Genomic DNA, 13,585 nt, shown 5'->3' on the forward strand with positions numbered 1-13,585 from the left:
CCCCCGCGCCACCGTCGCACCACGCTCCCTCGCGACCACCACCAACCTCCTCGACGAGGCAATCACCGGCATCTCCCGCACCCCGCCCAGCGCACCGACCCGCAGATCACAAACCCCCGCGCCCCTCAACGGCCGCTCATTCCGCGAAGCCGAACAAGCCGCCGGCGGCGAACTCCGCATCGGCGCTACAGATCCCGTCGCCGATGAGCACGACGTCCAGGCACGCCCGGACAGTACCGATGATGCGCACGACATAGGCCGGTCTCCCAGCATCGAACGCGCGGACGACGCGGACGACGCGGACGACGCGGACGACGCGGACGACGCGGACGACGCGGACGACGCGGACGACGCGGACGACGCGGACGACGCGGACGACGCGGACGACGCGGACGACGCGGACGACGCGGACGAGGATACCGAGACGCAGCCCGCGCCCGACTTCTTCCTAGGTCTGCGCGGGCACACCGAGCCGGGTCCGACCGCTGTCGACCAGCCTCCCCGCACCACGAGCATCACCACCGACACGACCACCGATCCACGAACCGAACCAGCGACCGCACACCACGGCGAGCACACGGGACCTGCACAGCCGCAGCAACCCGACTCCGACAGCCCCCGCGGACGTTCGTGGTACGACGGAAGCCTGTTCCCGCACGCCCGGCCGGCCGTACCGCCGACTCGCCCCGAGTCGGACGCGGCACTCGAGCACGCCATCCGGGACTTCCCGGACCTGTTCGATCGCCCGCGCACGCTGGATCAGCTCTACACCACGGTCCTACCGACGCAACCGAACCTGTCGTTCGACGAGCTGCTGACGCTGCGGGATCGGTCCTACCTGCGCAACGGGGCGCATCCGCCGACGCTGTCGAGGGAAAGCATGGATGCCTTCCTGCGGGACATCTGGGACTACCGCGAATTGGTGCAATCCGACGACGACATCTACGGCCTGTACGCGCAGCGGGGAGCCGGAGAGCCTGCCCCGGACCCGGACGACTACTGGGACGAACTGGTCGACATCCTCGACCACCGCCCACCCGGACGCGCGCAGTATGCCATTCTGCAGGACGTAGGCACCCTGACACCGGACAACGCCGACGACTGGGCGATCGAAGACATCCCGTTCGTGCAGTACGTCCGGGCGGACCAGACCACGATGAGCCTGCGCCGCCAGGACATCGGCTTCAAGGTTCACCTGAATACGTCCGGCTCCGCGCTCCCCTCGATGATGGCCCGGGTCGTCCACGAGGTCCTCGATGACCCCGACCGGTTCCCCGGGGTGTACGCGGCGAAAGCGGCTGGGCCGCTGGCGCAGCGGACCGACGGCATCGTGATCTACATGCGCGATCCGGCCGCAGTGGATCGGGTGGTCGCCTGGCTTCGGTCGGTTCAGCGCAGCCATGCCGCACTGTTCCTGTGGGATGTGCCGCCCGGAACCGAACAGGTGCTGGCCGGCGTCGGCTTCGCCGCGGAACCGGCGCACGACAGCTCCGGCGGGATTCGTGCCGCCGCGATCGCCACGGCGCTCGACCTGCATCGCCACGGCTCCTACGCCGACTTCCACGCCGAAGTACTGAACCAGTTCCACACCAACGACATCGACCCCGACCGGGTACACCTCAACCGAGTCGCGCCCCCTGCCGACGGCAGCACACCCCACCCGGGCGAACTACGGATCGGCTCCACCCGAACGGCCTACCCGTCCGGACAGCGAAACACACTCGACCGCAACGATTGCGCGCCCCGCACGCTGGCCGCACTCCGCGCGCGCACCGGCAATCAGGACATCCAGGTAATCGAAGTATCGGGGCCCGAAGGCATCACCCTGAGTCAACTCGAATACGCCGCAACGGCATCCGTGCGCCGGTATCGCGACCACACCGATATCCGAAGCGCGCTGCTGCGCCTGGGCCCCGGCTCGACAGCACTGGTCCTGGACGAGATCACCACCCCCCAGCAGCACGGCATCGGCGCTCACGTCTACCTGCTCACCAATGACGACGGAGTCATCCACGTCGAGGACCAGGGTATGGGTGTACACCACCGATTCCCCCCGCATCAACAGTACGAAACCGCCAGAACGTACGCCATCCTCTACACCGCAGCGGGTAATCCCACCCATACGCCACGATGGATTTCCATGGCGCCCAACGGCAATCAGTTCTTCGAAGCACTGTCCAGACTGGGCGTCCACGGTACCGCGCACGAGGCGCGCACCACACTCCTGGAGCGGATGCGGGAGAACTTCGACACTATCGTCCCGATGATGGCCTCGCCGGAACTCATTCGGCTCTCGCACGCCGAAACGAACCGGCGCAGGCTCGTCGACGCCGAGATCCAGGCCGGGCGAATCACGGACGCCGATCGGGCAACCGAAGCGATCCGGCGCGGGCAATCCGATCAGGAAATCGCACACGCGCAGCGAGAGGCCTTGCAGACCTTGATCTCCCGCCTGCACGACCCGCACGCGTCCACCGATTCGGCCATGGACAACCTGATCCCCATCGCCGCCCGGATGCTCGAACTCAACCTTATTGCGCTGCAACCAAACAACGCTCGGGAGATATATCGGAACAACAGGCCCGATGTCCCGTTCCTGATGCTGCACACCTCGGGCGGGAGCATGCCGAACCTGCATGTGGCGATGACCGACGACGGCATCGCCTACCCACTCGACCAGGAAAACCTGCACACCCGTGAGGCATTCGCGCCACCGGCACACCGCATGACCCCGGCCGCGAGCCCAGGTCACGATCTGCGCATCGGCATGACCACCCTCACCAACCATCCGGACCTCCGCATGATCACGAGCTGGGAGCCGGTGCACGCCACGAGCAGCCCACTGCAATCCGCCCTGACACGAATCCTGCGCCTGCCCAGGAGCGACGACGTCCGGCAGCGCATCGACAGCTACGTGCGCGACCGTGAACTCGAAGAGCGCCTGCGCCGCGCCACCGTGGACAGCCAACCTTCGGGGACGTGGGACCCCCACGCGGAGCAACAGCTGCGGGGCAGCTTCGACCAGTGGCTCGCCGCCTCTCGCCGCGCGATCGCCGACCTCGGCGCATCGGGCCACGAATCCCTCGGCGCGACAGTGCAACTGGCTGCGGACGCCCTCGGCGTCCTCCTGATGATCGTGCATCCGGACGGACAGGTATCCGAGACCGCCGGCCCACCGGGCGCACAGAAGGCATTCCTTCGCCTGACGCCCGACGGCGGCTACGAGATCGGCCGCACCGCCGAGGGCAGCGCATTCGTGACCGACCGCGGCCACGTCATCGACGGCGTGCGCCGATTCACCTCCGACATCGCCGGCGACAACTTCGGTTACCGGCAGCTGCGGGTCTGGGGCGAGCTGCCGGAGCAGGTCCGCTCCGCGATGCTCGGCTACGAGAAGTCATCGCGGATAAACGATGTGCTGCGCGGCATCACCTCGGACCAGGGCCTGCGCAACCGGATCGACGGTCTGCGCGACAGCGTCCGAATCGTCACCCTGCTCCAGGGCCAGTTGGGCTTCGACCTGCGAATCGACGACCTGAGGGATGGCTGGAATACGCTGAGCAACAAGGATATCCGCGACACGGATGAAGATCGGGCACGGCGGGCGCTGGACACGATCCTTCGGGACGAGCGTCCTGGGGCTCGATGGAACCAGATCAGTGCCGATGCCGCACTGTATCTCCGGGTGTCCAGGCATTACGCCGAACAATTCGGCCGGGACTTCGAACCGTGGGCTCAGGAGCAAACCCTGGAGGAGGTCATCGGGCTGCTCGATGACGCGACCGACCGCGAATTGCCGCTGACCGAGCCGATCCGTGTCGTGCGCGCCCTGGAGGATGTCGAGTTCATGCTCGCCCCCGACGGCGGGCCACTGGGTGCTAGGGATCCTCAGCTGCTGCTCGGCGTCACTCAGCGCGAGCCGGGCTACCTGTCGACTTCGGTGAGTGCGGAAACGGTCGACTTCCGCCGTGCCGAGTTCCGGCTGGAACTGGAGCTACCACGCGGCGCGCGCGGCATCTACCTCGGCGAGGACGGCATGCACCCGGACCAGCACGAACTCGTACTCGCCCGCGATACGCGCTACCAGATCACCGATATCACGCCCGGCGACCGGATCACCGTGCTGTCCGCGAAGGTACTGCCCACCCCCCGCATGCCGAAACTGATTCGGCAGCTTCGATCACAACGGGCGGCAGCGACTCTCGCTTTCACCGGGACCGATGGAACCCCTGTCAACACCGCCGCACGTGACATCCGCATCGGCGCAACCCCCACCACCCCGGACCCCGAAACGGTCCGACACCAACCGATCGGCGGCCCGGACGATCCGCTGCGGCCGCCCCCTGGGTTCGACGACCCGGACACCTCGGACTCCTGGTGGCGCGATGCCGGTGAAACCTGGTGGAACAACCTGCATTTCGATCGCCTACCGGATGCCGAACAGCTGCGTCTACTGACCGGATTCCCCGCACTGCGCAAAGCCGCCCCGTTCGAGATCACCGACGAACTCACCACGAGGCTCTTCGAACTCGAGGTGGACCGGCTCCAAAGCCTCGCGGACGACAGCGGCGAACTCTCACCGCAGGTGCTACGGCAGTTGCACGAGCCCGATTCCCTCTACACCCACCCCGGTACCGGCCGGACCTGGTGGGACAACCTGCATTTCACCGACTGGTTCAACAAAGAACAGCTCGGACTGCTCGACAAGTTCCCCGCGCTGCGCAACAGCGACGTCCTGCCCGCCCCGATCCGGCACAGCCGCAACACTCGGTACCTACTCCTCGACAAAGCCTGGTTCCTGGAGAACACCGGCGACGAACTGCCCCCGGACCTGGAGGAACGCCAGCACAACCTGCACATCCCCCGCACCTACCTGCGCACCGCGATCAGGAACGCCGCAGCGGCCGCCGATCGTTCCGGCAGCACGCCGCCGACGGTGCACCTGCTGTCTTTCGTCCGAAACGAATCGGGCGGCCGCGGCCGTGTGGCCATCGCTTTCGGGCCCGTCGACACCGCATCGACGGTGCACTGGCATGCCCACTCCGCCACCTCTCCCGCCGAGATGTACGACATGCCCGGCCGCGCCGCGGGCCTGCACGACCGAATCACCCCCGGCGACGCAACCGTCGTCTGGATCGACTACGGCACCGAGTCGCCCGGCGATTCCGCCGAGGGCCTGGGAACGGCGATCACCCAATTCTCCACACACCATCCCGAGATACAGCAGATCCACGTATACGCACCCGCGACGCTCACCGCATCCGTTCCGTCAACGGTGACGACGCATCCCTCGATCCTCGATACCCCCGCCGCCGAGCTACCCCTCGATGTGCGCGTATTCGCCAGCGACCGAGACGGAGCCGAGTTCGGCCACAACATGCTGCGTGCGTTCCACCAGCAGTCCCCCGAAGTACGCGCCGCGCTGATGACCTACCAGCAAACGGCCGCCGTCACCAACATACTGTTACGCAGCACGGGCGAGAGTTTCGAGAAAATATTCGACCGGCTCCAGCGCTATGCCGCCACCACGGACCTGCTCAGCGAGGGACATCCCGAGCACCCCGGTCTCAACCTGCTGATCGAGTCGAGAAACGCCCTGCGGGACAAGGTCCATCTCGAAGATTCCGAAGTTCTGAAACTGCGTGCGCTGGACGACATTCTTCAGCACCACCGCCCGGAAGCGCGTTGGGAGGAGATCCGTACCAACGGGAGAGACTACAGCCGGTTCACCAAGGCATACCTGAGATATTTCGGCGCGTCGCCCACGCCGGACAATGTCCGCCCGTATCTAGAACTGCTCGGCCAGGGAACCAGCCGGCCATTGCCGGTGACCGAACCGTTCCTCGTCGTGCGCTCACTCGGACACGTCGACTTCCTGATCGACCAGCACGGAAACCCGCTCGACGGACGCAAAGACCTCACCCTTGTCCGCAACGTCCCCCAACGCGATCTCGGACTCCTTTCCACCTCCCTGCACAGCGAACTGATCGAACTCAGCACCCAGCCGAACTTCCGCATCGAACTCGTCGTACTACCCGGGCTACACGGGATCTACCTGGGCCGCGACGGCCGCAAGAAAAACACACACGAAAACGAACTTCTGCTCGCGAGTAACACACCCTACGTAATCACCGGATTCGGGCCGGACCCCTTCGATTCCTACTACCGCCCCGACTTCACCGTCCTGCGCGGGCACTTCACCGAGACCATCCCCGGCCCTCGCGCCCAGGATCCGACACACTGGAACCCCGACGGCGATCCCCTCGATCCGACGATCCGGATCGGGGCAACCCCCACCCGGGACGCCGATACTCCATCCGGACCGTGGAGCACACCCGCCAATGATTGCGCATCGCGCACGCTGGCCGTCCTGCGTGAACGCACCGGCAATCCGAACATCCACACACTCGAAACGCCAGGCGCCGCAGGGGTCACCAGAGAACAACTCGAACACGCAGCCGCAGCGTCACTGCGGAGATACCAGGACCACGCGCACATTCGTAGTGCGCTGGAGGATCTCGGGCCCGGCTCGACCGCGCTGGTCGTAGACGAATACACCACCGACCGGAACGGCGTCGGCGCCCACACGTACCTGATCACCAACGACGACGGATCTATCCTTGTCAACGACCCGGGTATGGGAATGCTCCACCCGTTCCCCCCACGACCTGGACGCGAGCCGGTGAGAATATCCGCCATTCTCTACACGCCCGCAGGCCACCCCGGCTACAACGATCAGACTCCTCCATACGTAGTCGACGGAACCCGATGGCTCGAAAATCCGACGAGCTTCTTCGAACATTTCACGGCCGAACTCACCCTCGACCCCGGCACCCACATCGACATATACACCTCTGCCAGAGCCATTCGACTGGTCGCCACCGGCAACCGGCGATACACCATCCAAAACCACTCCCGGAGTGGCCGCTTCACCTCCTATACCGGCAACGACGACGAAGGCTACGACTGGAAGAACACCCAGAATATCCTGGAAAAATACTTTGCCGTCGAGCACATCAGCGAAGCAGTGATCTACGAACCCACCACCAACCTCCCCAAATCGCATTTGCCTTACTTTCTGACGCCCCACGAGCGAAAGGCGCTCGAGCACGACGCCGCCTTTTACGGCGATGAAGAGGTCGCGATCGAGAACAACTCCGCACTGCGGAACCTGAGAAGCAGAGCTCATCAGAAGCTCGGTGCCAAGAGCCGGCAAGACGCCGCACTGCGGGCCCGTCGGCTCGGCCTCGTGAATATAGGAGAAATCAATAAGATCAGAGCCGAAAACGGATACGACCCGCTGGACGATCACATCGACAGCGGTATCCGCTGGTTCGAACCGAGCGAATTCCTCGAATACCTCCGGGCACCGAATCCGGACCTCCAACCCCGGGCACGTATCGACGTATACATGGGCGCCAATATCCTGCGACTGACCGTCGGCCCAGACGGTAGCTACAGGGTCATCGAATACCGCTACCACAACGCCCCCCACCGCGATGAGAAAAGCTATGCCTGGGCGGCGATCCAGGACATGCTCGACAGATTCGGCAGGGCAATCACCGAGGCAGTCGTCTGCGAAACCACCCCCGACATCCGGCGATCCGTTTTCTTCACACCCAATGAACGTGAGACCATCGAATATTTGGCCGCCGGCTACACGGGTGAGGAAATCAAAATACGCACGGGGAATACGGCTGCGACTGCCACCCTGGTAAACTCTGCGAGTGAAAGGCTGGGCGTCAGTAGCGAAAAAATAGTGCACAACGCCATCCGGCACAGACTCGTCAATATCGACAGGATCAACAGGTATTTCGCACAACGAATCGCGGAACAGCCGGCGGCCGTCGATCCAAGCCGGAGCGACCACGACATCGCCGAAGACGTCCCCTGGGACGAGGACCCGCCCGACGACGGGGTGCAGGTATTCCATCACCGGAACGATCTCCGGGAGGCGTTCATCAGCGGCTTCCCGCCCGGTACTCGCATCCATGTTCTGGGATCTCCCCACACACAGTTCCAGCTGACGGTGACCCTGCACGGCTACAAAGCGCAGTTCCGCTACACCGACGAGGTGAACGAGGAGTTCTGGGACCACGCCACGGCGGCCGACGAACTGACCGATCATTTGGAGCGCGTCACTCGGGCGATGGCGGACACTCCAGGGTTCGAGAGCGCGGAGCCGACGGCAGCAGTGTTCCAGCCGAGTCCTGACACGCCCGATCCGATCGCGCTGTATACCGCCGCCGAGCTGGCAGAGCGATTGGACAGGAACATCGTGCTGGCCGGGACCCAGCTCGAGCTGCCCGACGGCACACCGGCCCGAGTCCGCACCGACGGCGGCATCGGGGTCGACCGGGACGGACAGGAGACGGTCGAGACCAGGGCGCGGTTCACCCGCTCCCTGCGTGACCACGGGGACGAGATGGTTGTTGCCGCGCTGCCTACTGTGGACGAAACACACTGGCAGACCGTCTATTCCCCAGATGATGATCCACTGACCTCGACAATCGCCCGGGCGCTGGCTCACATTCGGGAATCAGAGCACGCACAGCAGCTACCGGAGAGAGCCCGGCGGCTGCGCCGGAATCTGGCGGACCACCTGGCCGCCGACCTCGATCACTTTGCCACCCACATCACCAACGACGACCTCGACATCAGCCTGGCCTTGGAAAACGAGTATCGCCGATGGTTCCGCCCCGCCGACGAGCATGCGGCCGACGTCGAACGCGTCCGCCGCAACGAATTCGGCCAACACATGACCGGTCTGCGCAAGAATCTGCTGAACCAGATGATCACCGAGCTGAGGGCCGGCGGGCGCGGTACCGGCGGCTACCACTACCTCGGGCAGCACGCATACCTCGGACACCATCGTGTGGACTTCGCCGTGGTCGTTCTCGCCCGTCTTACCGAATCCAACATCGCCTTCATTCACACCGGCATCACCCGAGAACATTTCTTCCACGGCCCCGACCGCTCATCGGTCATATTCCTGCGCCGGCACGATGGCGAGTACGAACTCGGCTTCTTCCCGCCTGACATCACGATCCCCGAAACAATGCCGGCTCTGCGACCCACCGACAAAGAGCGAGAAGCACCGCCTGTCGCCTCGCGTCAGGCCCGCCGGGTGCGACGGACGCTACCCGCCGACAGCGAAACCAACCTGACGAACAACCGATGGAAGGCGGTGATGAAATACGCCCAAAATCACGAACATTATGTGGCAGCGGCACAGGATTTCGGCGAGAACGCCTCCGCCATCGGGGTGCGGGCCTGGGTATACCGGGCAGCCGTCGACCTCGGGGTTACCGTCCCACAGCTCGCCGCCCTGGCGAACGAAGCCACCGCGAGCGGGCGACACGAGGTCGAGGATTTCGCGAATATCGTGACGCAGGCACGCCTGGACGGGCGGCTGATGCCACCCGCGGATGGGGGAACCCAGAAACTGACAGACGCCCAGCGGGAGGCGCTGCGGGCATACACCGCCAACGACGAACCTTACGACGGAACAATTCCGATCCTGACCAACTCGTGGGTCAAAACCGCGGCGTCGAACGCCGCCACGATGCTCGGGATCAGTCTCAGGGACGCCCAGCGGATGCAGTACGAAGCCGCCTCGAGTGGTGAGCATGTCGAGGACGTCACGCGCCGAGCCGTCGAGGAGAACCGACTGCAACCACCCACCGCTGGAGGAATCCGCGAACTGACAGACCTGCAGCGTACGGACCTGAAGGCATACACCGCTGCCACCGCTGCCGGTACCCGCCGCTCGTTGCACGCCATCAACGCGACGGGGGCAACTGCCAAGCTCGGGGTGACCATCGAGCAGGCCGTGCTCTTGCAGGCCTATGCGACCAGAACCGGCGGGCACATCAGCGATGTCGTGACGCGGTTCCGCCGACTGGAATTCAAGCGCAGGACTGTCTTCGGGCGCGAGACCACCATCGCGGAAGCCATCACGATATGGGACCAGGGCGCGCAGAGCCAGCAGCAGGACTCCGGCTCGCCCGATATCGGCCAATGGATCGAGGGCGGCCTGTTCGCGACCGCCCGACCAGCCATACCGCCGGAGAAATACTGGCCGGACACGACGCTCGCACGCGCTGTCCTACGACTCCCGGCCACACGCGACAACAAACCACCCACACTGGAGCAGCTGTACACCACGATACTTCCGGCACAGCCACACGTGTGGTACAGCGACCTGCGGGCCTTGCGGGAACTGATCTACGCGGGCAGGCAGGAACTCTCACCGGCGCTGTCGCGGGAAAGCCTGGATACCTTCCTGCGCGATCTCTGGGACGTCAGGCAGCAGATCGACCACGAACCACAACGCGCCGCACATGATCTCTACATCATCCAAGCGCAGCGCGGCGCGGAACAGCAGACCGACATCCCGCACTACCAGCACCAGCAGTACGTGCACAACCTGGCGGCCCTCCTGCGCGACCGCGCACCCGGACCCGCGCAACGGGCCCGCGTGCAGATGGCCGGACTTCGGAACATCGCCCTACTGGACGGCCTGCGCGGTAACGACATACTCACCCCGGAAAACGTCGAACGCTGGAATCTCGAAGACATCTCATCAGTGGGGTATGCCCGGGTGAACCCGCCCGATGGGATGAGCCCGCAAGACGCCGAGTTCGCGATCTACGTGAACACGCCCCACGCCCAACGCCACCGGATAACCGCCGATGTCGTGCACGGCATCATCGACGACCCCGCCCGGTTCCCCGGGGTATACGCCGTGACCGTGGCCGGCCCCATGCAGCGGCAATCGGCCGGCCTGGCGATCTCCGTCCGCGACCTGGCCGCAGTACGCCGAGTGGCACTCTGGCTGCGGGCGATACAGACCGACCACACTCACCTGTTCCTCTGGGACGTACCACCCGGAACCGAACAACTTCTGCCCGGCGTCGGTTTCATCGCCAAACCGCCACCACACAGCGTCAGCCGACTGCGGACCCACCTGATCGCCGACGCACTGAACCAACATCGCGCCGGCGCCTACGACGACTTCCACACCGCGGTGCTGAACCAATTCCGCGACAACGGCATCGACCCCGACCGGCCACATCTCAACCTGCCCGACAACCACACCGAGACATTCCACAACCTGGACAACTTCCTCGCGGCGTTCGACTTCGGATATCGTCCCGGAACCCGCATCCATATTTCCGCGCCCCCATTCGGGGAACTCCGATCGACAGTGACCACGGGCGGCTACGACATACAGGCCGACCATGCCCAAGGCATGGACGAGCGGACCCTGGATCACGCCGCGGCCACCGAATATCTGGCTGTGTATCTTCAGCACGCAGCTGAGGCGGCGGCGCATGCCTCGGAGTTCGAGACAGACGAGCCGACGATAGTGGTGTCCTTGCCTCGCACTTAGCATCATCACATCCCGAGTCGCGAATTCGGTTCGTGATCACTACCTTTGGTGCGACACTGCTGGGCTCGCCCCGGTGCCACGGCTATTCCATACGCCTGTCAGGAGGTCACCATGGCATCGTCCGACTCCTCGGATCCGCTGGAAGTCGACATCGACGCGCTGAGTACGGCGGGTTCGAACTTCGCGAATCTGTCGAACACCCTGTCCTCGATCACCTCGAATCTGAGTGCCACCATCGACGCTCTCGGCGAGCCGTGGGGTGATGACAAGATCGGTGAGCAGTTCGCCAGCGGTGCGTCGGGATACCTCGCGTCCAAGGACTCGCTCCTCGGCGCCACCGGGTCGCTGCCATCGTTCTCATCCATATTCACCGCGTACGGCAGCGATATCGTCGACGCTGCCGAGGCGTTCAACAAGGGTGAGGACGAATACGGCGACGAGTTCATCGAGGCGGTCGGCGCCACCGGCAGCAGCAGCTGAACTCACCGGATCGCCACACCGTGGACGCCGAACCGGTGATGTGGGATTCACCACCCGACGACGAGCAGTACGAGATGCTGCTCGAAATGTTCTGCGACTCCGCACGATATGTTTCGGATCTGTCGGGCGACGAACTGGTCACGCACGCCGCCGACGACCTGATCGACCGGCTCAGCTACGAGGCGACCGTGGCCGATTTCCATCCCGTATTCGTCCGTGCCGTGACCACCGCCACATTGCCGCCGATGGCGCTGGCTGCCGCGGAAATTCATTCCGCGGCAGCCATTCTGTCATTTCTGGGACGACTGCTGATCGAATTGGAACGGCGAAGGCCCTGGCCGCAGCCGACGCTGTTGCCGGTGGATCCCGAACAATGGCCCTCACTGGGCTCCGGCCTGCCGATCGCCTGGTTCGAACTGCCCCTCCCGCTGGCGCAGGAGTCGGTGCGGGCATCGTTCGACCTGGACGCCGAGATATCCGGCGCCGAGACGACCCTGCTCGTATTACGCCTGCGCGGCGGCCAACTGGTTGCTCTGGTGGGCGAGCGTGGTCCCGCGCCGTCCCGCTTCCTGGTCCTGATGCCAGATGCGGAAGGGCAGCAGGACCCGGCCGAAGTGATCGAGTACCTGGTCGCGTACACCGGTCTCCCGCTCGAGACCGAGGGTATCGGGCAGGATATGACGACGCTGTCGGATTTATAATCCCCGACATGCTTCGTTCACCGAAATAGCATGCGCAACAATGGTTCTTGTCAACAAAACAAGTCCACCGCCGAGAAATGGCGACATGGTGTGGTGCGCTGTACCGTTTGCCACGACACGTCGAGAAATGTTGTGAGGCATCATGTCCCAGCCGAACAATCGGTTGATAACCGATGCAGCCGAGTTCCTTGATTCCATCCAGAGCGCCATAGCGCAGGCGGGCGACACACGTCGTCGGCGTGACGCCCTGACCGGTTCGGCCAGCGTGGAACGCGGACGGATCACCGTGGTCGTCAACGCTTCGGGTTCCATCATCGCGACCACCTTCAGCGAGAACGTCGACGATCTCACCTACAGCCAGATCGCCCGGGGCACATTGCAGGCCGCGCAGCAGGCCGCGGCACACGTGCGGAGCAAGACCGAGGAGTTGCTCGCCCCGATGCTGGCGGCGCGAGCCAAGATGCCGAACCTGTCGGATCTGATACGGGGCGTGCCCGTGCTGCCGGAGTTGCCGACCGTACCGCCCGCCGCACCATTGACCCCGCCCGGCGAACGGGAATTCACCTCGACGGCAATCGAATTCGAGGACGCGGTCGAATACCGCCCGCGCTCGGACAGCGCGTTCGATCGCTGAGAGGAACGTCACGCATGAACAACGAGCAGACCGAGAAAAGCCTGGAGCAGTTCCACGCGCAACTCAGCGAGATCACTCGCCTGCAGCAGGAACGCACCGGGCTGATCGGCATCGGCACCGCCGAGCGCCGCCGGGTCACCGTGACCGTCAACGCCGACGGAATCGCCATCGATATCAAATTCTCCTCCGATATCACAGGTCTGGATTACGACGAGATCGCCGCGGCGATCACCGAGGCATCGCAACGGGCGGTGACCGACGTGGCCGAGCAGACCTCCGCACTGTTCGCACCGATCGCCCCCGACCACGGCGGGCGCGCCGAGGTGGACGACACCGCGAGTGGCATCGCGGACCTGCGCGAGCAGCTGCGCTGAG

At 64.7% G+C, this 13,585-nt stretch carries 5 protein-coding genes; all 5 read left to right on the forward strand.

Features of this window, described 5'->3' with window-relative positions; genetic code table 11:
• On the forward strand, positions 1-11,395 hold an 11,395-nt coding region (locus tag JZ791_RS23800; RefSeq protein WP_254206203.1), incomplete at its 5' end, for a T3SS effector HopA1 family protein.
• A gap of 111 nt (positions 11,396-11,506) precedes the next feature.
• Positions 11,507-11,875 (forward strand): hypothetical protein, encoded by a 369-nt coding sequence (locus tag JZ791_RS23805; RefSeq protein ID WP_216897427.1) that lies wholly within the window; start codon positions 11,507-11,509, stop codon positions 11,873-11,875.
• Between the two features lie 20 nt (positions 11,876-11,895).
• Positions 11,896-12,576, forward strand: a complete 681-nt coding sequence (locus tag JZ791_RS23810) for a hypothetical protein (RefSeq protein ID WP_216897428.1) — start codon at positions 11,896-11,898, stop codon at positions 12,574-12,576.
• 142 nt (positions 12,577-12,718) lie between these two features.
• Positions 12,719-13,210, forward strand: a complete 492-nt coding sequence (locus JZ791_RS23815) for a YbaB/EbfC family nucleoid-associated protein (protein WP_216897429.1) — start codon at positions 12,719-12,721, stop codon at positions 13,208-13,210.
• A gap of 14 nt (positions 13,211-13,224) precedes the next feature.
• The gene (locus JZ791_RS23820; protein ID WP_216897430.1) at positions 13,225-13,584 is read left to right on the forward strand and encodes a YbaB/EbfC family nucleoid-associated protein; all 360 of its coding nucleotides are present in this window, start codon (positions 13,225-13,227) and stop codon (positions 13,582-13,584) included.
• Position 13,585 lies beyond the last annotated feature (1 nt).

It is taken from the genome of Nocardia alni (genome assembly GCF_019038435.1).
GTDB classification, from domain to species: domain Bacteria; phylum Actinomycetota; class Actinomycetes; order Mycobacteriales; family Mycobacteriaceae; genus Nocardia; species Nocardia alni.